The organism is Vibrio sp. Isolate34 (assembly GCF_022397915.1).
In the GTDB taxonomy this organism is placed as follows: Bacteria; Pseudomonadota; Gammaproteobacteria; order Enterobacterales; family Vibrionaceae; genus Vibrio.
In genome coordinates, this window is the sequence record NZ_JAKEUO010000003.1 from 242,902 (window position 1) to 267,441 (window position 24,540).

A 24,540-nucleotide genomic window follows, 5' to 3' on the forward strand; every position below is an offset into this window, starting at 1 on the left:
CGCTATAAATATACAGGATGGCATGAAGCTATCCTGTATATCGTTCATACAGCTGAATAAAAACATCTACGGTGTAAAAGTAAAAACACACCCAGCTCTATAAGTATGATTAACAATGTTGAAATATAAGAAAGTGCTCAGAGCAAGAGCAAAGGAGTTGGCCAATGGAAAAGAAAATTAAAATCGGTATCAGTGCATGTGTTGCTGGACACAAAGTACGTTTCGATACAGGTCATAAACGCTCTCGTTTTTGTACAGACGACCTAGCAGACTACGTGGAATTAGAACCTGTTTGCCCAGAAATGGCTATTGGCCTTCCAACCCCTCGTCCAACCATTCGCCAAACAAGAATGCTAGATGACATTATCCATGTATCTCGCCCAGACGGGTCAGGTGACGTGACCAACGAACTGATTGAGTTTGGTCAAAACTATTCAAAGAACAACCAACACATTGCTGGATTTATTGTGTGTCAGAAGAGTCCCACTTGTGGCATGGAGCGTGTGAAGGTATACCACCACCACGGTCGCGGCTCTGAATCGACTGGCGTAGGCATGTTCACCCAACAAATTATGGACGGTAACCCGTTACTTCCTGTTGAAGAAAACGGTCGCCTTAACGACCCCATTCTACGTGAAAACTTCATGACGCGAGTATTCACCTATCAGAAATGGTTAGATCTAGTCGACGAAGGGATTACGAAGCACAAACTGATTCAATTCCACAGCGTTCACAAGTACTTAGTGATGTGCCACCACGTAGAAGGTTATAAACGACTGGGTAAACTTTTAGCGGGAAATGATCTCGACATTAACGAGCTTGCAGATCAGTACATCGAAGGTTTGATGACAGCGTTATCACACCATGCGAATCGTGGTAGCCATGCTAATACTTTGCATCATTTGCAAGGTTATTTCAAAAAACAATTAAGTAGCGCTCACAAACAAGAGTTGACCAAACAAATTGCAGCTTTTCGAGAAGGTGTTATTCCCCTGTTAGTGCCGTTGACACTGATAAACCACTACTTAATGGAGTACCCGAACGAGTACTTGGAATCCCAGGTTTACCTCAACCCTCACCCACAAGAACTTAAACTGAGATACGGATATTGAGCGACATTCTATGGATACGACGAGACCTGCGGATTCACGATAACCCAGCTCTCGTCTCTGCAGTTGAAAACGGCGTCTCTATCGCCGTTTTTATTTCAACTCCGCAGCAATGGCAGCAACATCACCTTGCTCCAATAAAAGCAGATTTCATTTACCGACACCTCAAGCAGCTCGAATCACAGCTCGCGGAATTCGGTATCACTCTGCTGCACTTAAAAGCCACAGATTTTGACGACCAGGCCACAAAGCTTATCGACTTGTGTAAACAAATCGATGCTCAGTCTGTTTACGCCAATTCAGAGCCAGAAGTGGATGAGCAAGCTCGCGACCAACAACTCATCTCACGCGGGGTGAACCTCCAAATCAGCGATTGTGACGTGATGCTGCCACTGGGTAGCGTGCTTAATCAGCAAGGCGAGATGTTCAAGGTATTCACTCCCTTCAAAAACGCTTGGTTAAAACAGGTACAAGCCAAGGGTATCCAATGCAGTCATACTCCAGTGATACCGGCTGAAAGCCCTGATGACCAACATTCAGAAGCGCAGTTACCTGACAGCCTTTCAGCTTATCGACTTGCCGATGATTACGACTTCGACTTCCCTCGCGTTGATTCAAGCCGCTGGCCAATGAGCGAAGATGTACTAAACAGCGTAATCCCTAACTTCTTGGCTAACAAAGTCAATGATTATGCACACCTGAGAGACATCCCTTCCGTCAAAGGAACCTCTGGCCTATCACCTTACTTAACGATCGGTACAGTGAGCCCAAGATGGTTAGCGATTCAGTTGATTCAGCAACAACCTGATCTGCTGTTTGACTCGCAATTGCCCGCCTTTTCTTGGCTTAATGAATTGATTTGGCGAGATTTTTATAAGCATTTAATGTTTCATCATCCTAAACTGGTTAAAGGCGCTAACTTTCAACAAAAGTACAATGGCTTAGATTGGTATCAGGATCACCCGAGCTTCAAAGCTTGGTGTGAAGGGAGAACCGGCTATCCTTTAGTTGATGCAGCAATGCGTCAATTGGTTGATACAGGTTGGATGCACAACAGACTAAGAATGGTGGTGGCGAGCTTCCTAACCAAACACTTGCTCATTGACTGGCGTTGGGGCGAGCGATTCTTTATGACGCACCTTATCGATGGTGATTTCAGCGCTAACAATGGTGGTTGGCAGTGGGCTTCAAGTACTGGCTGTGATGCTCAACCCTACTTCCGAATTTTCAATCCAATCACCCAGAGTGAAAAGTTTGATCCGAAAGGAACTTTTATTCGTAAGTACATACCAGAGCTGCAAAATATTCCTGACAAGCATGTGCATTTCCCACATGATTACATTGCAAAAAACGGAATTAACAGCGAATACTGGCAACCCATCGTTGAACACAAAGAAGCACGATTGAGAGCCTTAGCCTTTTTCAAATAATTAGAGTGAATATTATGGATAACTCTCTATGGCTTGCTAACTTTCTCAACATGTATCGAGAACTCGGAACCGACAATTTCGACGTGCTAAAGACGGTTTATCACCCTGATATCGAATTCCAAGATCCGCTGCATCATGTCAGCGGAATTGCTGCGCTAACTCATTACTTCGAAAACATCTACACGCAGGTGACCAGCTGTGATTTCCACATCGAGCACGTTTTTGAAGCCAATGGCGAAGCCGCGGTGTATTGGACGATGCAATTCGCTCACAAGCAATTGAATGGTCAAAAGCCTATCGAAGTTCAAGGTCACAGCCACTTGAAGATGCTCGATGACCAAGTGATCTATCACAGAGACTATCTCGACGTCGGCTCTATGTTGTACGAGCACATTCCGGTATTGGGCTGCGCAATCAAATCCATCAAAAAAAGAGCGAGCCGATAATGCGTATTATGATCACAGGCGCGACCTCTGGTATCGGCCAATCACTGACTCTCGATTATGCTCAACAAGGGCATCAGGTGATTGCTTGTGGCCGCAACCCAGACAAGCTACAAGCCTTAGTCGATTCCCACGAGACGGATTTATCTCACTCATCGATAGAGCCACTTTGTTTTGACCTAACCGACTATCACAACTTCCCTGAGCTAGACCAAAACCAGCCGCTCGACCTGCTGATTTTGAACGCGGGGGATTGTGAGTACATCGACGACCCATTGAATTTTGATGCGGAGCTTTTCGAGCGCGTCATCAACATCAATCTAATCTCAATTGGCTACGCCTTAAAAGCGTGGCTCAAAAATATCAAACCCGGCGGTCGCTTGGTTTTGGTAAGTTCAAGCGCCAGCTTTTTGCCTTTGCCTAGAGCCGAGGCTTATGGCGCTTCAAAGGCGGCACTCACATATTTAGGTAGAACGCTTTCGGTTGACCTAGCACAGCACGATATTCATGTCTCAATTGTGCACCCTGGTTTCGTAGAAACGCCATTAACCGAGCGAAATACGTTCTCTATGCCTATGATTATTAGTAGTGAGGCCGCAACTCAGCGAATCGTAAACGGTATTGCTCAAGGAAAGAGTGAGATCGACTTCCCAAGACGATTCATCATGTTGATGAAGCTATTAAGAATGCTTCCAACTTCAGTTTGGCAAAAACTCGCTTCAAGGATGGTATAACAATGAAGAAAATCGCCATTATTGGTTCAGGCATCTCTGGACTCACTTGCGCGCACATATTAGATAAGCACCACGACGTAACAGTATTCGAAAAAAATGATTACGCTGGGGGGCACACCGCCACCGTTGATATTGAACATCAAGGCTCGGCGTTTTCTATCGACACTGGTTTTATCGTATTCAACGATCGAACCTATCCAAATTTCAATCAACTCCTCGAGCAACTGGGCGTCGAAAGGCAACCCACCGAGATGAGTTTCAGCGTTCACAACACCACCACCAAGTTTGAATACAACGGTCACAGCATTAATTCGTTATTCGCTCAGAGGAGTAACATCTTCAAACCTCAATTCTGGTCTTTGGTTTCTGACATTCTCAAGTTCAACAAATTGTGTAAGGCTCAGTTTGAAAGCAATGAGTTTACTCCAGACGTTACCCTTGGCAGTTTCTTGCGTGATAACCAATTTTCTGACTTCTTTAGTCAGCACTATATTCTGCCGATGGGCGCTGCTATTTGGTCGACAAGCTTAGAAGAGATGGAAGAGTTTGAGCTTAAATTCTTTATTCAGTTTTTCTACAACCACGGCCTGCTAGACATTGCCAACCGCCCGCAGTGGTATGTGATCCCTAAAGGGTCTCGCTCTTATGTTGAGATCATCCTTTCGCGTTTAAACAAACCGGTCGCGTTAAATACATCAATCAAACAAGTAACCCGCCAAGAGACTGGCATTACCATTGAGTTTGAAGATGGCGGCACACAAGACTTCGATGAAGTGATATTCGCTTGTCACTCAGACCAAGCCCTGCACCTACTGGGTGACGCAACTGAACAAGAGCAACAGGTACTAGGCGAGATCCCTTACAGCCGCAATGAAGTGGTTCTGCACACAGACACCAACCTGCTACCAGACAGAAAACTAGCGTGGGCGAGCTGGAACTACATGCTCGATGGCAATAGTAAACGACCAGCTTGTGTCACGTACAACATGAACATCCTGCAAGGTATCGAAAGCCAAGACACCTTCTGCGTGACCTTGAATCAGAGTGAAGCGATTGACCCAGAGAAAATTATTCGAAGCTTTGTGTATCACCACCCTGTTCTGAATTCGAACACGGTGAACGCACAGCAACAACGTGAAAAAATCTGCGGCCAAAACAATACGCACTTTGCAGGCGCTTACTGGTACAACGGATTCCATGAAGATGGCGTCCACAGTGCACTCGATGTGACTCAACGCTTCGGTCTAGATTTGAGTGCGAGTTCAGCACTATGAACACGCACACCATGACACCCGACATGGGGATCGCATCCGAACAGAGTGAAGAGCTCAGCGGTATCTATTGGGGTAACGTAAGGCACCGCCGTTTTGGCGATATCACTCATGAGTTCAGTTATCAGCTTTATATGATGGGGCTGGATCTTGACGAATTGCCTCAAACCACAGCGCGCAGCGCGCTGTTTGGGACACAATGGTACAACCCGATTCGCTTTGTCGAATCGGATTATCTCGCTGAAAAAAAAGAAAATGTCTCAACGGATGAACCTAAATCACTCAAGCAACGTATAGCTTCTAAAGTGCAACAACTTGGTGGGGTTTGGTCTGATTCAAACCGTGTGACAATGCTGGCTCAGTGCCGTTGTTTAGGTATCTATTTCAGCCCGATCAACTGCTTCTTCTGTTATGACGAAACAGGCGATTGCAAATATATGTTGGCTGAAGTGAGTAACACGCCTTGGCGAGAAAGACATTATTACCTCATCGACATGCACCAAGAGCTGAAGGTAAAGAAAGAGTTTCATGTTTCACCGTTCATGGACTTAAACATGACCTACTTTTGGAAGATTAAGCCACCAGCGAAACGAACTCTCGTTCACATCGAGAGCCGCAGAAGCGACAAAATTTTCGATGCGACACTGGCACTGACCAAACAGTCTGTGACCAAGAAAAACATTAGACGAACGGTATTCAAGATTCCGGCAATGACGATAAAAGTCGTGATGGGTATCTATTATCAGGCCCTCAAGTTATTCCTGAAAAAAGTACCGTTCGTGGCGCACCCAGACTCAACGTCGTAAGCGCCTTTACAGTAACTAGACAGTACAACTCAATTATCGATTTGGGTGTGCTCAAACCAAAGAACAGCACCCGACTTTAGTTGGCAAAAAGTTAGAATGAATTCTCAGCGAGGTTTACATGGAACAGCTTGCAAAACAAAACAACAACATTGAACAACAAGCTAATGCCGTTGCTGTTTCAAGCAACTGTAAATATCGAGCTTTAATCTTCAAGGTGCTAGAGCGCCTGCAATTCGCAACGCTTGAAATCATCGAGCGCGATCAACATTCAGTTTTTGGCGATAGAGAAGCAGGCTTGAACGGTCGAATCGTGATTCATGATGCGACCTTTTTTAGGGATGTCGTCATCAACGGCAGTATTGGGGCATCCGAAGCTTACATTGATGGTAAATGGACCAGCCCAAACTTAACCCGGGTTATCCAGATCATGGCGCGTAACCAAGCGCAACTAGACGAACTGGACGATAAAACACAATGGATATCTCGCATCAAAAACCTGTTATTGCGACGTAAGAATGCCAATACCGAGCAAGGGTCTAAACGCAACATTTTAGCTCACTACGACATCGGCAACGAACTGTACGAGCGATTCCTAGACAGCTCAATGCAATACTCATCGGCTATCTACAGCGAAGACGCGTTAACTCTTTCTCAAGCACAACAGAACAAGATGAAAACCATCTGTGAGCGTTTAGAATTGTCTGAAATCGACAACGTGGTTGAGATAGGCACCGGCTGGGGCGGCTTGGCGATATTTATGGCCAAACATTATGGCTGCCACGTGACGACCACTACCATTTCAGATGCGCAGCACGAGCTTGCTGAACAACGAGTGAAAGCGCTTGGCTTAACCGACAAAATTACCCTACTCAAAGAGGACTATCGCAACCTCTCTGGTGAATATGACAAGTTGGTCTCTATTGAGATGATCGAAGCGGTAGGCCACGAATATCTGCAAACCTTCTTTGAGAAGTGCTCTTCGTTACTGAAACCGTCAGGCAAGATGCTTATTCAAGCGATCACCATTGCTGACAGTCGTTACGAGAAGTACCGCAAAGGCGTCGATTTTATTCAGAAGTATATATTCCCAGGTGGCTGTTTACCTTCCGTTTCAGTCATGACCCAGCATCTTGCGACCAGCACCGACCTTGTGGTTCAAGAAGTTGACGACATAGGCCTGCACTATGCTCGCACACTTAACGACTGGAATGTTGCCTTTGAAAATAGTTGGGAAGAGCTAGAGTCCCTCGGTTATTCAGAAGAGTTTAAGCGCCTATGGATCTTCTACTTCTGCTACTGTGAAGGCGCATTCTTAGAACGCGTGATCAGCACTCACCATGTTGTAGCCAGAAAACCTCGTTACTTTGGAGCAAAAGATGAAGCGGTTTTGGATTATTAATCTCGTTCTGTTTCAAGCGACCTGGGTTTGCAGTGCATTTTTTACCGCGCAAGCCCCGTTTATCGCGCCACTGATTGTGGCCGTGCACTTCTTTCTCTCCCCAACTCGCAGTAGCGATCTGAAAGTACTCTGTTTACTTCCATTGGGGCTATTACTCGATAGCCTCATGCTTCACTTCGGCGTGTTTGCCGTCGTTCCTGAAATTGCCAATCAATCATGGTTTCCCGTGTGGCTCATCTGCCTGTGGATCATGTTTTTGATTAGCTTCAACCACAGCCTTAACTGGCTTTTAAAATGCTCGAAAGTGATCTTGTTCGCCATAGGGTTCGTAGCAGGTACTAGTAGTTATTGGGGAGGCATCAAAGCAGGCGCCCTTCTTACTACTTGGCCAGATGCATCGGTAGTTGCTGCCCTTGCAGTGAGTTGGGGGATTTTGTTGCCCTTACTGGTGGCCGCCTACTCCAACTTAATACAACCTGAAATGGCAAGGACAACGAGGTGACTTATGGCTTATTCACGCAACCCGACACAAACGTTCAAATCTGAGCGAGATATAGTTCGCACTCATAAGCAAGCAAAAAACACACTTCTAAGCTTTATTACTCTCTCGCTGATTTTTGCTGCGTTGTTATTTGCCGGAAACGCCAAAGCGTCTGCTGTCGATGATTTAAGCAAACGTGGCCAAGGCGAAATGAGTTATCTGTTCTGGACTCTCTACTCCGCTGAATTCTACGCGACTCCAACCAACTCTGAACGAGCCTTAAAGCTTGAATATTACCGCTCTATCGATAGCAAAGATCTCGTAGACGCTACCGAAGATCAGTGGAACAAGCTTGGCTACTCCAACAGCAACATTCAACGTTGGTTGAAACCCTTGTACGCGATGTGGCCTAACGTTGAAGAAGGAAGCACTCTCACCATTCGCGTCGCGGAGGATAATGTCAGCCGCTTTTACTTCGATGAGCAACCAATCGGGACAATCCAAGACAAACAATTTGGTGAGGCCTTTTTAGCCATCTGGTTATCTGAAAACACATCTGAGCCCGGCCTTCGCAAACAACTATTAGGTTTAAATAAATGAGTCTAAAAACAAAAATAATAAAATTCTCTCTGGCACTGCTTTCTCTCACTTGGTTAGCGGGTTGTGGCTCTGCAAGTTTAGATAACCACGTAGACACCACTCCCGAACTCAAACTTGAAACCTTCTTCAATGGCGAGTTAATGGCCTACGGCATCGTGCTCGACCGTTCTGGCAATTTACTGCGACGTTTTGACGCCAAGCTAATCGCCACGTGGGACGGTGACAACGGAGAGATCAAAGAGTGGTTTTCTTTCGCCGATGGTGAGCGCTCAACGCGGATTTGGAACCTGATAAAAACCGGCGAAAATACCTATTCAGGTACTGCTAATGACGTTGTGGGCACCGCTTATGGCGAGACCCAAGGTTCGGCCCTGTATTGGAAATACGATTTAGAAATAGAAGTGGACGGAAGCACTTATGAAGTCGTATTAGATGACTGGATGTTCTTAATGGATGATAAACGACTCTTCAACAAAACCGAGATGTCTAAGTTTGGCTTTAAGGTCGGAGAGGTCATCTTATACATCGAGAAAATCTGATGGTCCGAGCCTTAGCTTCACCTTGTTTTATTAGCCTTTAACTTGCAGCCCACAACGACATGTAGTGGGTTGTTTTGTTTGATCCCGCGAATTGCATACCTGCAAGCTCAAGCCTCTGTGCTAAGATGCGCCACCAGCATACAAATGGGCTAGACTCATACTCAGTAGTTCCTGTTTGTTTCGCTTAGCGTAGATTCCCTACCATAATTAATTGAAAAGGCTTTAAAGCATGAGCAAGTTATCCTCAGCGGAGCGTAAAGCTCGCGACAATGAACGTTTCTCACAACGCGTAAACGACCGCAGAGAAAAAGGTGAAGACGTAGTTGCTTACGCACTGACCAACAAAAAAGCAGTGAAGTTCCTGACTAAGTCAGAGAAGAAGCGTCTTAACGAGATGAAAGCGACTCTCCAAGAAGAGAAGCGAGTTAAAGAACAAGAAGAGCTTAACCGAATCGAAGACGCGTTCACTATAAAACAGTTCGACGAAGAGTAACCTGATTCTAAAAATCGCGGGCCCTACTACTTAACAAACCCAAGCAAGCATGAACTTAAATTATTATGTCAGGGTGAGCATGAAAGTGTGCGACAATGCTTGGCGTAAATTCATATTCAAGGTTTATTATGAAACTTCTAGTTCGTAACCTATCACGCTCTACTTCTGAGCAAGACATCCGTGTGCTATTTTCTGAGTTTGGCTCAGTAAAAGAGTGCAGCCTAGTTTTAGACCAAGAAACTGGCGACTCAAAAGGCTTTGCTTTTGTTGAAATGCCAGAGCACGAAGAAGCGAAAGCGGCACTAAACAAGCTGAACATGACTAAACTGGGCAAAAACACGATTCGTGTAAAAGTAGCGAACTCTTAATCGAGTCAATGCTTCATAAGCCACATGGCTTAGCTTAACGGCAGCACAGATGATAAAGCCCGTAACGATATTCCGCTGAAAAACACAATATCGTTACGGGCTTTTTGCTGCTCGCGATTCTCTTTTCACAACACGACCGGCTTACTTAAAGCTCGCGTTTATAACCCTTCATGTTCATCAATCGCACGCCTTGCTTCTGCCATTGAACATCCAGATTCCATCACTAACTGAGCGACCGTCATCGTAGGCGTTGCTGCTAGAAGCGAAGCCAAACACACCACAGGTTTAGGCAGCACTTTGTCTATCGCAATGGCGATCCAACCATCTTTTTCATGGGTGAGTAGGGTTTTAAATTCAATGAGTTGATGTTTTTGAGCCACCAATAACCAATTGCGTGAACGACGAACTCGTTTCAACTGGCATCCACACTCAGTCGCATTCGCCATCACTTGGCTTTTATCACTCACACGATGTACAAAACTATTCAGTGGGACGCTAAACATAACTCTCTGCCAACCAATCTCTATCAATCATTGAAGCGCTAAGTACTCACAACTCAGCTCTTCAATCACAACTCATAAAACCATGAGTAGGATTACACAGACACAAAAAAACCGCCAGTCATGCGCTATGCAGACTCGCGGTTATTTTAACGTGTGTTGTTTACACTTTAGCTTCTACCACAATGTCCGTTTTTACGGAGTTCGCGATAAAGCAATTCTTATGCGCTAAGTGGTGCAGCTTATCGAGTTGAGCACGGGTTGGAACCTTGCTACCAATAAACACTATCTTAGGGCGCAGGGTCACTGAAGTAACGGATGAACGACCTGACTCATCTTGCTCAAGCACACCTATCGCATCATCTACATAAGATTCGATTACGTACTTCTGTTTAGCCGCGATGCCCAAAAAGGTCAGCATATGACAGCTAGAAAGTGCCGCAATAAAGGCTTCTTCTGGATCAACATTCGCTTCAACAGAGAGCGGTAGTGGCACAACATATGGAGAAGACGAAGCAGGCACAGTGACACCACCATCGAACTCCCACGTGTGGCCGCGGCTGTATTGATTGTCGCTAAAGACTTCTTCTTTCGCTTTTTGCCAACGAATGACCGCTCCGTATTCAGACATAACCCCTTCCCTTTATAGTGTTCAATAAATTAACGATCAGCTGGGTGGTTGACACCATCGTTGGTGACCACATCTCCAATATCAAAAGGGTTCACCCCTTCCAAACAACCGATATTAAAACCATATTCATTTGGACTTGAACGGCGTTGATGATGGGTATAGATGCCGCAGTTTGAGCAGAAGTAATGCTTCGCGGTATTAGTATTGAATTGATAAAGCTTGAGATGCTCAGCACCTTTGATGATCTTGATGCCATCCAGAGCGACAGAACCAACGATCGCGCCTCTACGACGACATATAGAGCAATCACATCGACGCGGCTTCTCTATTCCGTTAGGTAGGCTCAGCTCTAATTCAACCGCGCCGCAGTGGCAGGTGGCTTTGTGAAAAGGTTGGATAACCGTGTTACCGACGACTTTCATTTCTCTCTCCAATCACGTCCTTATGCTGCTGGTATAATAACCAGTTCAATGATCTCTGTCCGTAAGCTGACGCTGAGTTCGAGAGATCCGTCATGCGTAGGTAAGCGTCTACTCTTTACCTGATCTCTCGACCAAACCACTGAAGTTCTCAAGAAGATAATCTAAGAAGAGTCGAATACGCTTCGGCTGATATTTCTTGCTGATGTACACCACATTCAAGTCGGCGCTTGATACTGAGGTCGAGGTGTTGAAGTTTTTCATGTAGCCATTAAGCAGAGTCACAAGGCGTTGGTTATTGATGTCGTCTTGTACATCCAGCACCGATTTAAGGGCGATACCCTCACCTTTTAATGCCCAGTAGCGAATCACTTCGCCATCGTCTGAGAATCGCTTTGGCACAACGGTAATCGACTTCTTCATATCGTGATCTTGGAAGTGCCATGTCTTAAGTTCTTCATTACTACGCAGCATCGCCAAACAATCGTGTTCGACCAAATCTTGTGGCGTCAACGGCGTTCCATGCTTGGCAAGATATCTAGGCGAGGCACACAGCACACGTCGGCTTGGCGACAAACGGCGAGAGATTAAACTGCTGTCGACCAACTCACCATAACGGATCACAATATCCATACCCGATTCGGCAATATTCGATAGGTTATCGTTCAAATACAGATAAGGAATCACATCTGGGTACTGCTGACAGAACTCAGAGAGAATTGGAAGAATATACTGCTTGCCGATGTCTTTCGGTGCGGCGATTTTTAATGGGCCCTTAACCTCTTTCACACCATTTTGAATCAGGTTTTCGGCTTCGCTAACGTTATCCAATATCTCCAAACACGCCTTGTGATATAGCTCGCCTGAATCAGTCAAAGACACATGTCGAGTACTTCGATTCAACAGCTTCACGCCATATCGCTCTTCCAGTGCCTGCAGTCTTGCCGTCATGGTCGCAGGTGATAAGCCTAGCTCTCGCCCTGCTGCTGCCAACCCTTGGTGCTTCACGATACTGACGAACATCGCCATGTCTGAAAACTTATCCATGCTATTCGTGCTCTCGCTTTATTGTTCATTTAAACCGAATAATGAATTTATATTTTAGCCAATTATCAAATTTAGTCGAACAAATATAATGACAACCATCAGTAGAACACGCAGGAATTCAGACCATGAACAACACACTAGCGAACCAAGAAAAGAGCACTTTCGTCATCATTGGTGGCACGTCTGGCATCGGTAAAGCATTAGCGATGCAATTGAGAAACGAAGACAACACAGTACACATTGCAAGCCGACATACAGGCGTTGATATCAGCAATGAAAAGTCGATTTGCGAATACTTCGAATCGATTGGTCCCTTCGATCATTTAGTGGTGACTGCGGGCTCATCCGCTCCGGCGGGAAAGGTGACAGACGTTGCGATTGAAGACGCGAAAACGGCATTTGACACCAAATTTTGGGGCAGCTTAAACGTAGCCAAGCATGCCGCACGTTATATCAAACCCAAGGGTTCTATCACGCTTACCACAGGCATGTTGTCACGCAAAGTGGTCGCCGGCACTTACGTAAAAACCGCCATCAACGCCACACTAGAGAGCGTGACTAAAGTGCTTGCAAAAGAACTCGCACCTATTCGAGTGAACGCCGTTAGCCCGGGTTTGACCATGACCGAAGCCTACAAAAATATGGACGACTCATCTCGTAACACAATGTACGACAACGCCAAGAATAACTTACCTGTTGGCAAAGTCGGTGATGCTTCAGAGGCTGCCATGGGCTACCTGTTCGCGATTAAAAACCCATACGTGACTGGCTCAATTATCGACATCGATGGCGGCGCGCTGCTTGGCTAAAACACCTCGCAAAGACACAAAGAACAATCGTTAGGACGTGTACCTAAGCGTCCTAACAAACCAGAATTTACATAGGTAGTTCATTATGAAAAAAGAACAGATCCCATTCCAAGTTTGGATACTGACACTCGCGGCATTTGCAATCGGCACGGCTGAATTTGTTATCGCCGGTATCCTTCCGCAAATTGCCATATCCCTTTCGATCACCGAAGGCCAAGCAGGTTATCTAATCAGTGCTTATGCGTTAGCTATCGTTATCGGCGGGCCGATCTTAACCATCTACCTTGCACGCTTTAATAAGAAGATGGTTTTGATTGGATTAATGGCACTGTTCATTATTGGTAATGTCTTGTCAGCCCTAGCGCCTAACTACCCATTACTACTCGCTAGCCGTGTAATTGCAGGCTTAGTGCAAGGTCCCTTCTATGGCATAGGTGCGGTTGTCGCGACCAACCTAGTGTCGGAAAAAATGGCAGGCCGCGCCGTTGGACAAATGTTCGCAGGCTTAACGCTCGCTAACGTTCTTGGAGTTCCGGCAGGTACATGGGTGAGCTTGCAATTCGGTTGGCACACCACCTTCTTTACCGTTGCGGCACTTGGCACAGTTGCGATGATTTCTATCCTGACATCTATCAAGTCAACGGGTCACAGCGAAGCGAAAGACATCAAAACTCAGCTTATGGCGTTCAAAAATCCTATGCTGCTTATCAGCTTGGCGATCACCGCTTTTGCTTGGTCTGGCTTCATGACGCTCTACGGATACCTAGCACCTATCGCCATGCACATCACGGGTTACGGCCAAGAGTCTGTTACTTGGATCTTAGTGATTGTAGGTATCGGCTTAATCATAGGCAACACCTTGGGCGGCCGCTCTTCAGATAAAGACCTAGGCAAAGCTTCCATGTTTTGGGCAGTCGCAATGATCGTGTCATTGGTTGTGGTGGGCCTAGTGGTAGACAACAAAGTCCTATTCGTTGCAGCGGCATTTGTCTTTGGTATTGCATCATTTGCGAACGTTCCTGCCATGCAACTTCGAGTGATGAACCACGGTGGCGAAGGCCAAGAGCTTGCCGCAACAGCCAACATTTCAGCGTTTAACTTGGCGAATGCCTTCGGTGGATTCCTTGGCGGCATGGTACTCGACAGCCAACTGGGCGCAGGAATGATTCCGTTCGCAGCCGTTGTTGTCCCTGTCATTGGCTTGCTACTTATCGCTAAAGCCAACCGAGCAGGCAAACCACAAAGCAACTCTATTTTCAGCCCAGCAGAAAGCAAATAACGAGACTTATAGCCCGAACACACAACTAAAAACACTGAATTCAAGAACACAGAATTAAAACAAGGTAGATACCATGAACAAATTATTCGAAACATCAGAACTCAAAGGCCTAGAACTGCAAAACCGCGTCGTTATGGCGCCCATGACTCGCGCTCGCACTAGTCAACCTGGAAACGTGCCAAACAACATGATGGCAACCTACTACCAACAACGAGCAAGTGCAGGGCTAATCATCACCGAAGCCACGCAAATTTCGGATGACTCTCAAGGCTACTCATTCACACCCGGCGTTTATACCGATGCGCAAATCGAAGGTTGGAAATCAGTAACCACAGCCGCAAAAGAACAAGGTGCTGCGATATTCTGCCAGTTATGGCATGTAGGCCGCGTGTCTCACACTACCTTTCAAAAGGGCGAACTGCCGATTGCACCGTCAGCGCTGGCGCCAATAGAAACTCAAGTATGGATTTCCGATGAGAATGGTAACGGCAACATGGTCGATTGCATCCAACCAAGGGAGATGACCCAAGAAGACATCGACCGCGTCGTTCAAGATTTTGCGAACTCAGCAAAGAAAGCCATCGAGGCAGGCTTTAATGGTGTCGAGATCCACGGCGGTAATGGCTACCTTATTGATCAATTCCTAAGAACCAACTCGAACAAACGTACCGACAACTACGGCGGAAGCCGTGAGAACCGACTTCGCTTTTTAATTGAAGTAGTAGATGCCGTCATTGATGCGATTGGCGCGGACAAAGTGGGCGTACGTTTAGCTCCATTCATTACCTTCAAAGACATGAACTGCCCAGATATCGTGCCAACGATTTTAGAAGCTTCAAAAGCACTGCAAGCACGTGATATCGCTTATCTGCACCTGTCAGAAGCCGATTGGGATGACGCACCTGTGATACCTGAAAGCTTCCGTATCGAGCTAAGGGAGCTATTCTCCAACACCATCATCGTCGCAGGCAGCTACACACCAGAGCGCGCCGAAGAAGTATTAAGCAAAGGCTACGCGGATCTCGTCGCATTTGGTCGCCCATTTGTCGCCAACCCTGATCTCGTATCACGCCTACAAAAAGGGAGCAAGCTAGCACAGCTCGATGGCGCCACTCTATTCGGCGGCAACGAAAAAGGCTACATCGATTATCCAGCTTTGTAATGAATTTGGAATTATTAGAACTGCTCTAGATTTTCCTTCGGGCAAAAGAAAGGCTCGCATGACTAGTGCGAGCCTAATGCAGTTTAGGGGGTAAACCACAATCTGATATTAATTTGGGCTAATTATTTAACTTATGAGCCATTATGCACTTGCGCGCACTGATATTCCATTTTTAAATGATTCACGGCAATTAATCAATCGATAAAAGTTAGCGTTTGGTCAATTTAAACCACATAAATAACAATGATTTAGTGAACAGTGTCTACTAATTCATCAGAAAGCCCATACAAATCAGATTTATAGACTTTTCATTTGCCAGTAGCCTTCACCATTAGTTGCGAGCTGACTATGTAAATAATCGAGCGTGTCAGCCACTTTTCCGGCAATGCCTTGAGGCGGGTTAAACAGTAACAACCCACTACCGATGAGGCGGTCATCGCCCTTAGGATCGCGCAGTCGTAATTCCGATTTGATCGGGCTTGGCAGCAAACCATCTTTCACCGCTGTCACGCAGTGATTCAAAATCAGTGAGCTTTTGTCATCGGTGTAGAGCGGATACCAGATCAGAGCAGAGACTTTCTCAGATTGCTGATAAGCCTTCACCAAGGCGTCAATCACTGCGAGATATTCAGCATCGGTTTCATAGGGTGGGTCGATAACAATCAGGTGATGATTATCGTGCTTTGCCACATCATCAGGTAACGCTTTAAGCCCATCGCCCGCGGTAATGGTGAGCTTGCTTGAGACATCCAGATCGCGTTGTAGCTTCTCAATATTGGTTTGAAGTAAGTCGGCTTCGTCTTGCTGAATATCGGAAAAGTAGAAGCTGTCTTGGCTGCGACCTTGTTGATAGGTAATGGCCGCAGAGCCGGGATACAGCGTGATTAGTTGATTAGGATTGTAGTATTCCAGCACCGACATAAAAGACGCGAATGACTCTGGAAGGTAAGCCTTGTTTCGCCATAAGTACCCAACCCCTTCGGCAAATTCGCCCGCGTGGTTGCTTGGCGCAGTGGTGAGGTCGTAACACCCTGTCCCTGAGTGTGTGTCGATAACATTGAGGCGTGAATGCTGCTGCATTAATGACTGAACCAGAGCACTCAATACGGGGTGCTTCAGTGCATCACCGTGGTCGCCTACATGACATTGATGTCGATATTCCATTCCCTTGCCTCATTTCTACTGACGTCATATAAACATACTTCATATCCTGAGGGCTTTCCTGCTCAATCTATCGTTTTTTGAAATAGCCTCTCTTTTGACTAACTGTCTGACTCTTATAAAAATAAAGCCCTTCGTCTTATTACAAACGAAGGGCTTTACTGAAGTTACTTGCTAACTTGTACTGCTAGCGAATAGACAACCTAAGGGTACTCACCCTCAACTTCTACTGGTGCTTTTACTTGGTAGTGACAAGGTTGTAAGCCAAGCAATTTAGGCAGGGTAATACCAACTGATACTGAAGACCACGTACCGCTGACAATGCCGACAACCAATGCAATCGCAAAACCTTGCAGTGCCGCGCCGCCAAGCAACCAAAGTGCCGAGACAGTGATTAGCGTAGTGCCTGAAGTTACCATGGTGCGCGAGAAAGTCGCTTTCACTGATTCGTTAAGCAAGTTATCAGTGTCACCGTTAGGGTTGCCACGCAACATCTCACGCACACGGTCGGCGATGATGATTGAGTCATTGAGTGAGTAACCCAATATCGCTAACACCGCCGCTAATACCGTTAGGTTAAACTCGAACTGAGTAAAGGCGAATAAGCCCAAGATAAGCGTCACGTCATAGATGATCGCGGCAAGAGCACCCAGTGCCAAACGCCATTCAAATCGTACACTCAGGTACAGCATGATCATTAGGAAACACACCAATACTGCTAAGCCGCCTTGGTCAACCATGTCTTGACCCACTTGAGGGCCAACCACGCTGCTGTTAAGCACTTGTACTTGGTCGCTCACCGATGACAAAACATCCACTAGGTTAGGCTGTGGTGCATCCGTCAATTGGCTGTAACGCAGTATCCAGCGATCTTGTTCTGCCATGCCAACAACTTGCACATCTTGTTGGAAAGCCGCATCAAGTTTTGTTTTTAAATCGTCTTTGGTTACTTGGTCAGAAAGCTGAACTTCGGCAACCACACCGCCAGTAAAGTCCAAGCCCCAGTTAAAACCTTTTACTGCCACCAGCATCACAGAGCTCATGAACAGCACAATAGAAATCATAGACATCACCTTACGAAGGCGAGTCATCTTTTTATCTGAAAAATAGCGTTCTGAAATATAGCGGTCTGAATTAGTCACTTTTGTTGAAGTTCTCATGCTTAAATCCTTACATCGTGGCGTTGGTCACGCCCCCAAGCCAAATTGATGATCGCGCGTGACGCAAAAATACCTGTAAACATACTGGTTAGAAGACCCAAACCTAGGGTCAATGCGAACCCTTGAATCGGTCCATTACCAATGGTGTACAGAGCCACGGCAACAATCATGGTAGTGACGTTGGCATCGAAGATTGAAGAGAACGCGCTATCAAAGCCGCGGTCGATGGCACTTGCAAAGCTGCGCCCTTCTTTCATTTTGTCTCGAATACGTTCGAAGATAAGTACGTTGGTATCTACCGCCATACCGACAGTTAATACCAAGCCCGCAATGCCTGGCAAGGTTAATACCGCACCCGGTAGCATCGCTATCAAACCAAATAGTGTGGTCATGTTGACAATCAATGCAGCGTTCGCAACCCAACCAAGGCGGCGGTACCATAGCGCCATAAACGTGAGAGTTAGACCAAGGCCAAGTGCCAAAGCAGCAAAGCCGTTCGTGACGTTTTCCGCACCCAAAGATGGGCCAATGGTACGCTCTTCAATGATGGTTACTGGCGCAGTCAATGAACCCGCACGAAGCAATAGAGCCAGCTCTTGTGCTTCAGCCATGCTGCCTGCACCTGTGATTCTAAAGCGGCTACCCAATTGAGATTGGATGTTCGCCACACTGATCACTTCACTGGTTTTCTCGCTGTTGCCGGCTCTGTCACGACTGTACTCGCTGTACACGGTTGCCATTGGCTTGCCGATGTTATGACGAGAGAACTCAGACATTTTCTTACCACCCGCTGAATCCAGCGTGATGTTTACTTCTGCGCTGCCCATCTCACCAATGCCGCTACGAGCATCGATAATGTGTTCGCCGCTCAGTACCGCTTTGCGAGCAACAACGACACGGTTGCCATCGGTATCTTTTAGCGTTTGAGTGTTGCGCGTTGCGTTATCGTAAACAGAGTAGAACGCCAATGATGCCGTCGCACCAATCACGTCTTTCGCGGCTGCTGGGTCTTGTACACCCGGAAGTTCGATACGAATGCGGCTTTCACCTTGGCGCTGAATTGAAGCCTCTGTGATACCTAGCTCTTCAATACGGCTGCGCATGATTTGTAGGTTTTGTTGAACCGTTAGGTTGCGTAGCGTTCTTTGTTCATCTTCAGACTGCGTTAGAGTCAGCTTTTTGTCTGAGCTATCACGTAGCCATTGTGGGAATTCTTCACGGATCAGCTTTTGCGCTTTTTCGAAATCCGCGTCAGTGCGGAAATTGAATTCCACTTGGTTATTCACCACTTTACCGCGGGCATAACGTACTTGGCTGGTGATCTCATCGACCATAGCTTGAGCTTGTGCGTGGTAAACGGGCTCCATGTCCACTTCTAACAAGAACTGCACACCGCCACGTAAATCAAGGCCTAGCTGAATTGGTGCGAAGCCCATATCAGTCAACCATTTTGGTGCTGCTGGCTCCATCGCGAGAGCAACGGTTGCGTTGTCCAGTAAGCGCTCATTAAGCACCTCTTTAGCTTTCGCTTGTTGCTCGGCATCTTCTAGGATAACCACTAAACGTTTGTCTTTTTGAAAGGCTGATTTGGCTTGGATGCCTTCGCTCGCAAGGTATTGAGTTACCTGAGTAGCATCAATAGTTTGCTCAGAACGGTTGCTGATTTGAACCGAAGCGTTCTCGCCATACCAAGAAGGTAGAGCACTTAGAACCATGATGATGATGGTGGCGATAAGCACCACGTATTTCCACTTTGCGTAGTGGTTGATTTGTTTTCTTGGAATGCGCTTTTTCACAGTCAAGATCTCTTATTTTTACCAATCACAGTAAATGTTCGAGCATTTTAACCAGCTAGGGTGACCAGTTATTTACTACGATTGGTATGTCTAACGTTTTGCGAACACGAGCGATAGCTAATCGCAACCAGAACAAGCTGATTGAACGATAGTGAGGCTAAAATGATGTGTCGCTATATTTGATTAACTGGCGGGTTCAACGGGCACAAGTGTCCATCGATACGACCAATTTGGGGTCAAACGATTAGCTAAGAAGATCTCGAAAGTGGGAATATTGTATGTTGCCTTCTTTCCACCCAGAAAGCCGGGAAGATGGAGAACTCACAATACTGGTCCAGTGCTGTTTTTGATCCAACAGAGGTGTGTTGACCAACAGAGAGGCCAGTAAAGAAGGAGGAGAAAAGTCGATAAGCAGATGATAAGAAGGCTCTAGATCAGCCCCACTTTCTTGCTCATTGGTTAATATACGTCGGTAAGTGGTCGCTTGAAGGCTCGATTCAGTATCGTGGTAGTTGGAGCTGTCACCGACGGACGCGGTGCCCAACTGAACTTTATCGCACTCTAAATAGGCTGATGGATCATCAACCGCGGCTTGCTTGCATTGTTTTTGCGAAGAAGATTGTTTTTCCGCAGAAGACTGCTTATTAGCTAAAGATTGCTGTTGAGCAGTCTCGATTTGAAATGGCTTAGAAGGAAACGAATAGCCGTTAGAATTCACTAAGCCAAAGCTCAGTAAAAACAACATTAAGACTAATCGGGTACCCAGTTTAAGCAATCTAATATCCAAACAACATTCTCGTAGATCGTCAATCTACAATACAAATGAAACGCTGTCTTGATTTAAAACATTTTTTTAGAAAATGATACGATGCAACCGATTAAGCGTCGTCTTTCTAAAGAAAAGAAAAAGCCAAGCAACAAGGCTTGGCTTTAAAAAAAGTATGAATTAAGCGATTGTAATTATTACGCTTTAGGGCGCATAATGTTCTTAACTTTACGGCTATTGTCACCAAAGATGCGTTGAACTAACACATTCATATCTTCTGCAGTGATCGACCTCGCAACACCCTCAACTTGAGACAAAGCTTCGATATCGTAACCATGAAGTAGATAACGAGACACGTACCACGCTTGGTCGATAGAGCTCATTTCAAGCGGTGTGAAGTCCGCTTCAAACTGTTTCACTACCGCTCGCATTTCTTCCTCAGAGACACCTTGTAGAAGGTCTGCAATCACCTTATCGATCGCCACTTCCACTTCATCAACGTTTTCAGGCGCTATCATCGCACCGATGACCCAATCATGACTCAGCTCGCCGTCTGCAGACGCTGAATACGTATAAGGCGAGTAATCCAAGCTCAACTCTTCACGAATATAAGTATCTAAACGAGTCGCCAACAGTCGTTCCAACAAGCTTTCCGTGAAAATATCCTTTGCCGTTGCGCCTTGGTCGGCTTCGGTTGCTGGCTCTGAGATGACCCGTAAGACGTACTCTGCGCTATTCACATTGTTGATAGCGAGATCAATGCGTGATTCCGATGGCTGCTTGTAAGCCACCTTAAAATCAGGCACAGCCGCTTGTTCCAATGGAATCGAAGCTAGATATTTCTGAACTAAAGGCTTCAACACGCTTGGGTCGATGTCACCCACGACCACCAATTGGTTATGTCTCATTTGACCAAACAACTGCTGATGAAGATTAGCGATGTCTTCCACAGAAACCGCTTCAACACGCTCTTTATCAACAAACAGGTGACCACTTTCCTGACTATAGATGTTCTGGTTGATCGCGCGTTCAAACTGACCAACAGGACTGTCCAAGAAAGATTCTTGCCCCTGTGCAAATTCCTGCTTCACCGCTTCTAATTGCTCAGGGTTAATTTTAGGAGCCATGATGAAGGTATAAAGCGCAGCAAACGTGTCTTCAAGGCCGTCTTTAGTAATATTAAATTCAATACCATGACGAGTATTGCCAATGAAGGAATCAGCGCGAATATTTTCACGATCCAAGTACGCTAAAAGCTCAGAGCCCGTAAACTCACCAACACCGCTTCGAGCAAAAGTAGGTAACGCTACCTCAACCGCTGGGTACAAGCTCGGATCCAAAGCGGCTTTTCCGCCGAGGCTCATGTACATCACACCAACATCATCACCTGCCACATAATCACGCAGGTACCACATGTCGATACCATTGCTTAACGTCCATTTTTGGATGTATGGGTCGACGGACATTTGTTCCGCAAGCACAACCTCACCCTGCGAACTTGGTACAGCAAAAGCACTCGCTGTCGCAATCGCGAGTGGCTGCACTCCCGTTTCGCTGTAAGTCGCTTTTAAACTATCTAGCGAGTCGATGATCGCCGCTCTATCTTCAGAATCGTCCAAGCCGATAACAAGGAAGTAATCATCAGAAAGCAGGTCTTTGATGTTGTCGTTAATCGCCTCAAGGTTTAGGTTCGCAATGAAAGTTTCTAAACTGGCTTGATAGTCTTTCTGAGATTGGACGATTCGATCAGTCACAAGCGCACTGGCTTTGTAGTTCGCGTGGTCAACGCTGTCCATTTTGTCCCAGTCATGCTCGATGTCATCCAGCAAGTCTTGGTAGTAGTGCTGCTCGCCAACGATATCCGTTTTCGACACGCCAAAGTCACGCAGTGATGCCAATGTAGAGAGCATCTCTTGTTGGATAACCTCGCGGCCGCCTGCTGGGAAACCAACACTGATTGAAGAATAATTCAGAGAACCCATTCGATAGTTATCGGACGCTACCCATTGCGTCGGCAGCGCTGCATCATTGAATACTGCTTCGAGTCGCTGTTGAATGATTTGTTGCGCGGTTTCATCTAACCAACGTTTATGCTGTTGAGCATGAGTTTCAACTCTATCTAAACCGCGGTTGAACGTCAGAGTGATGCTCGGCGCTTCTCTTCCTGCGTATTCAACATAATCACCTTCATTGAACGAGGTCATTTTCTGCTTTTCCGGTCTCGGGGTGTCGCCACGCTCCCAGCTTGAAAACTTCTCTTCAATCAATGGAATCAAGGTTTTGATGTCTACATCACCTGAAATCACTAACTCGGCGATTTGAGGTTGATACCAAGTTTGGTAGAAGTCAGCTAAGCCTTGAGGCGTTGCCTCTACAACAGACGCTTTCGAGCCCAATGCATCTTGAGATTCATACGGACCGCCTTCAATCAAGTGGTCATAAAATACCTCTCCGAATGACTTGTCATCAAGACGAGCCATGCGGAACTCACCCAGAATCACGCCTTTCTCTTTTTCAACTTCTGAGCTTGCGATGTCTAGGCCATCACCCACATCACGCATCCACGTCAAGGCAGACTGCAACTCGATGTTATCGGGCAAATCTAACTGGTATACCGTCTCTTCATAAGAGGTGTAGGCGTTAATATCCGCACCAAAGCTAGAACCGGCATCTTCAAACAGACGGATTACATCGTTTTGAGAGAAGTTTTTACTGCCATTGAATGCCATGTGCTCGACAAAGTGAGCATAACCTTCCTGTTGAGAAGTCTCTTGAATCGAACCCGCATGCACGACTAACCGTACAGAAACAGACTCTTCATGATCAGGATAAACATGATAGGTAAGACCGTTTTCCAGCTGACCTGACTTCCACGCAGGATCCGGTTGGATTAAGTTTTCGGTAGTTTTTGATGTTGAGCTACAGCCAAACAAAGTTAGGCATAGTGCCGTCGCTAAATAATATGTTTTCATAACAACCTCTTAATGTCATTCATCGACAATATACAGATTGAGCTAACGATTATTATTTAATATTTAACCCGATGAATATCTTTGTGATCTGGATCTTTATTTTATAAATTACCATGCGATATGTAAGATCACCTGAATTTACTTGAAGTAGCACTTTAATAAGAGCTTATGAAATCCATTTAAACACGCTTGCTACATACCTTAAGTGATTCACTACATACCTTAAGTGATTCACTACATACCTTTAAACAGGGCTTGCGAGGCGCGGCTGATGGGTAGTTTTTCACCTGACACATACGCCGACATCTGGCCGGAGAGTCCTTTCTTGACCTTATCAATGGCGGAAACCTTCACCACCACGGAACGGTGGATCTGCCAAAACTCATCAGGATTGAGTTGGGCAATCAACTCTTTTAGTGACACGCGAAGAATAAACTCCTCTAATGAACCTCCTTGACCCTTCTTAAATATAGACACGTACTTATCTTCGGCTTTGAAATACGCCACATCATCGACGGCAATCAGGTGGATGTCTTCTCCAACGCTGGCTTTGAGCCATGTGAGGTACTTTTTCTTTGATAGATAAGGAGGCTGCGTTTGCTGAGAAGTCGATTGTGATAATTGTTGAAGCTGATTCATTAATGCCGCGATATCGGGCTGATCCGGTGTACTACCTGATTGCGTTTGGTTGCTCGACAAACGCGCTTGAACCTTCTGACATGTGGTAAGTAAACGCTCTTCATTGATTGGCTTGAGCAAGTAATCAATCGCATTGTGCTCAAAGGCTTTGACCGCGTATTCGTCATAAGCCGTAATGAAAACCACCAATGGCGGCGAAGATAACTTGGTCAGTTTTTTCGCCAACGAGATACCATCGAGCTCTGGCATTCGAATATCAAGAAAGACCGCATCAGGCTCAAGTTGCTGAATACCCTGCATCGCCTCTAGCCCGTTTTTTGCCTTAGCGACGATCTCTAGCTCCGGCCAAACCTCAGCCAAACTCTTGTCTAGGTGATGCCTTAACAGTGCTTCATCGTCTGCGATAATCGCCGTCACGCTTGGCTTTGATGCTGGGTTATTCATGATTATTCCTTTAAATTCACACTGTAAATCGTTTGTTTTTGTCTCTGAGCTTATTTCGTCACAGTACTTATTTTCGTAACAG

Annotated in this window: 25 protein-coding genes; 15 read left to right on the top strand and 10 right to left on the bottom strand. The window is 46.0% G+C overall.

The annotated features are described in order from the left end of the window. Nucleotides 1-164: 164 nt before the first annotated feature. From L1D22_RS05640 to L1D22_RS05695, 12 genes are all read left to right on the top strand, one after another. Nucleotides 165-1,112, top strand: coding sequence for a DUF523 and DUF1722 domain-containing protein (locus tag L1D22_RS05640; protein WP_132761603.1), 948 nt, complete (start codon nucleotides 165-167; stop codon nucleotides 1,110-1,112). Next, complete coding sequence (phrB, locus tag L1D22_RS05645; protein ID WP_239829001.1) at nucleotides 1,109-2,539, top strand: deoxyribodipyrimidine photo-lyase; 1,431 nt, start codon at nucleotides 1,109-1,111, stop codon at nucleotides 2,537-2,539. Before L1D22_RS05640 ends, phrB begins: the two co-directional genes overlap by 4 nt. A gap of 14 nt (nucleotides 2,540-2,553) precedes the next feature. Next, nucleotides 2,554-2,985 (top strand): nuclear transport factor 2 family protein, encoded by a 432-nt coding sequence (locus L1D22_RS05650; RefSeq protein WP_239829002.1) that lies wholly within the window; start codon nucleotides 2,554-2,556, stop codon nucleotides 2,983-2,985. Beyond that, nucleotides 2,985-3,716: an SDR family NAD(P)-dependent oxidoreductase gene (locus tag L1D22_RS05655; protein ID WP_239829003.1), complete on the top strand. Its 732-nt coding sequence runs from the start codon at nucleotides 2,985-2,987 to the stop codon at nucleotides 3,714-3,716. The genes L1D22_RS05650 and L1D22_RS05655 overlap by 1 nt, the downstream gene beginning before the upstream one ends. Nucleotides 3,717-3,718: 2 nt before the next feature. Then, nucleotides 3,719-4,990, top strand: a complete 1,272-nt coding sequence (locus L1D22_RS05660) for an FAD-dependent oxidoreductase (protein ID WP_239829004.1) — start codon at nucleotides 3,719-3,721, stop codon at nucleotides 4,988-4,990. Next, nucleotides 4,987-5,793 carry a DUF1365 domain-containing protein gene (locus tag L1D22_RS05665; protein ID WP_239829005.1) on the top strand — a complete coding sequence of 269 codons (807 nt, stop codon included), beginning with the start codon at nucleotides 4,987-4,989 and terminating at the stop codon, nucleotides 5,791-5,793. Before L1D22_RS05660 ends, L1D22_RS05665 begins: the two co-directional genes overlap by 4 nt. A gap of 118 nt (nucleotides 5,794-5,911) precedes the next feature. Further along, nucleotides 5,912-7,192, top strand: a complete 1,281-nt coding sequence (locus L1D22_RS05670) for a cyclopropane-fatty-acyl-phospholipid synthase family protein (protein ID WP_239829006.1) — start codon at nucleotides 5,912-5,914, stop codon at nucleotides 7,190-7,192. Beyond that, on the top strand, nucleotides 7,170-7,694 hold the full coding sequence (locus tag L1D22_RS05675) for a DUF2878 domain-containing protein (protein WP_239829007.1): 525 nt from the start codon (nucleotides 7,170-7,172) through the stop codon (nucleotides 7,692-7,694). The genes L1D22_RS05670 and L1D22_RS05675 overlap by 23 nt, the downstream gene beginning before the upstream one ends. Before the next feature lie 3 nt (nucleotides 7,695-7,697). Next, a complete protein-coding gene (locus L1D22_RS05680) occupies nucleotides 7,698-8,273 on the top strand; it encodes a chalcone isomerase family protein (protein WP_239829008.1) in 576 nt (191 codons plus the stop codon). Then, nucleotides 8,270-8,812 (top strand): DUF3833 domain-containing protein, encoded by a 543-nt coding sequence (locus tag L1D22_RS05685; RefSeq protein WP_239829009.1) that lies wholly within the window; start codon nucleotides 8,270-8,272, stop codon nucleotides 8,810-8,812. Before L1D22_RS05680 ends, L1D22_RS05685 begins: the two co-directional genes overlap by 4 nt. A gap of 229 nt (nucleotides 8,813-9,041) precedes the next feature. Further along, nucleotides 9,042-9,305: a DNA polymerase III subunit epsilon gene (locus L1D22_RS05690; RefSeq protein ID WP_239829010.1), complete on the top strand. Its 264-nt coding sequence runs from the start codon at nucleotides 9,042-9,044 to the stop codon at nucleotides 9,303-9,305. A 128-nt stretch (nucleotides 9,306-9,433) separates the two neighbouring features. After that, a complete protein-coding gene (locus tag L1D22_RS05695) occupies nucleotides 9,434-9,673 on the top strand; it encodes an RNA-binding protein (RefSeq protein ID WP_017057644.1) in 240 nt (79 codons plus the stop codon). A gap of 158 nt (nucleotides 9,674-9,831) precedes the next feature. Here L1D22_RS05695 and L1D22_RS05700 read toward each other — a convergent pair whose 3' ends face one another. The 4 genes from L1D22_RS05700 to L1D22_RS05715 form a co-directional block, all read right to left on the bottom strand. After that, a complete protein-coding gene (locus L1D22_RS05700; RefSeq protein WP_239829011.1) occupies nucleotides 9,832-10,176 on the bottom strand; it encodes a ribosome recycling factor family protein in 345 nt (114 codons plus the stop codon). A 160-nt stretch (nucleotides 10,177-10,336) separates the two neighbouring features. Then, nucleotides 10,337-10,804 carry an OsmC family protein gene (locus tag L1D22_RS05705; RefSeq protein ID WP_239829012.1) on the bottom strand — a complete coding sequence of 156 codons (468 nt, stop codon included), beginning with the start codon at nucleotides 10,802-10,804 and terminating at the stop codon, nucleotides 10,337-10,339. Nucleotides 10,805-10,833: 29 nt separating this feature from the next. Then, nucleotides 10,834-11,226 carry a GFA family protein gene (locus tag L1D22_RS05710; RefSeq protein WP_102314787.1) on the bottom strand — a complete coding sequence of 131 codons (393 nt, stop codon included), beginning with the start codon at nucleotides 11,224-11,226 and terminating at the stop codon, nucleotides 10,834-10,836. A gap of 108 nt (nucleotides 11,227-11,334) precedes the next feature. Next, on the bottom strand, nucleotides 11,335-12,270 hold the full coding sequence (locus L1D22_RS05715; protein WP_239829013.1) for a LysR family transcriptional regulator: 936 nt from the start codon (nucleotides 12,268-12,270) through the stop codon (nucleotides 11,335-11,337). Nucleotides 12,271-12,395: 125 nt separating this feature from the next. Between L1D22_RS05715 and L1D22_RS05720 the strand changes: the two genes are divergently transcribed. The 3 genes from L1D22_RS05720 to L1D22_RS05730 all read left to right on the top strand — a co-directional run bounded on the left by L1D22_RS05720 (nucleotide 12,396) and on the right by L1D22_RS05730 (nucleotide 15,520). Continuing rightward, nucleotides 12,396-13,079 (top strand): SDR family oxidoreductase, encoded by a 684-nt coding sequence (locus L1D22_RS05720; RefSeq protein WP_239829014.1) that lies wholly within the window; start codon nucleotides 12,396-12,398, stop codon nucleotides 13,077-13,079. A gap of 85 nt (nucleotides 13,080-13,164) precedes the next feature. Further along, complete coding sequence (locus L1D22_RS05725) at nucleotides 13,165-14,358, top strand: MFS transporter (protein WP_239829015.1); 1,194 nt, start codon at nucleotides 13,165-13,167, stop codon at nucleotides 14,356-14,358. A gap of 73 nt (nucleotides 14,359-14,431) precedes the next feature. Continuing rightward, nucleotides 14,432-15,520, top strand: a complete 1,089-nt coding sequence (locus L1D22_RS05730; RefSeq protein WP_239829016.1) for an alkene reductase — start codon at nucleotides 14,432-14,434, stop codon at nucleotides 15,518-15,520. Nucleotides 15,521-15,817: 297 nt separating this feature from the next. Here the strand turns inward: L1D22_RS05730 and rlmJ are convergent, their stop codons facing one another. From rlmJ to L1D22_RS05760, 6 genes are all read right to left on the bottom strand, one after another. Then, complete coding sequence (rlmJ, locus tag L1D22_RS05735) at nucleotides 15,818-16,684, bottom strand: 23S rRNA (adenine(2030)-N(6))-methyltransferase RlmJ (protein WP_239829017.1); 867 nt, start codon at nucleotides 16,682-16,684, stop codon at nucleotides 15,818-15,820. Between the two features lie 200 nt (nucleotides 16,685-16,884). Continuing rightward, nucleotides 16,885-17,841: a protein translocase subunit SecF gene (gene secF / locus L1D22_RS05740; RefSeq protein WP_239829018.1), complete on the bottom strand. Its 957-nt coding sequence runs from the start codon at nucleotides 17,839-17,841 to the stop codon at nucleotides 16,885-16,887. Between the two features lie 2 nt (nucleotides 17,842-17,843). Beyond that, nucleotides 17,844-19,643, bottom strand: a complete 1,800-nt coding sequence (secD, locus tag L1D22_RS05745; protein ID WP_239829019.1) for a protein translocase subunit SecD — start codon at nucleotides 19,641-19,643, stop codon at nucleotides 17,844-17,846. Between the two features lie 238 nt (nucleotides 19,644-19,881). Next, nucleotides 19,882-20,382, bottom strand: coding sequence for a hypothetical protein (locus L1D22_RS05750; RefSeq protein ID WP_239829035.1), 501 nt, complete (start codon nucleotides 20,380-20,382; stop codon nucleotides 19,882-19,884). A 218-nt stretch (nucleotides 20,383-20,600) separates the two neighbouring features. Continuing rightward, nucleotides 20,601-23,375 carry a M16 family metallopeptidase gene (locus L1D22_RS05755; RefSeq protein WP_239829020.1) on the bottom strand — a complete coding sequence of 925 codons (2,775 nt, stop codon included), beginning with the start codon at nucleotides 23,373-23,375 and terminating at the stop codon, nucleotides 20,601-20,603. Nucleotides 23,376-23,609: 234 nt separating this feature from the next. Continuing rightward, a complete protein-coding gene (locus L1D22_RS05760; protein WP_239829021.1) occupies nucleotides 23,610-24,458 on the bottom strand; it encodes a response regulator transcription factor in 849 nt (282 codons plus the stop codon). Nucleotides 24,459-24,540 lie beyond the last annotated feature (82 nt).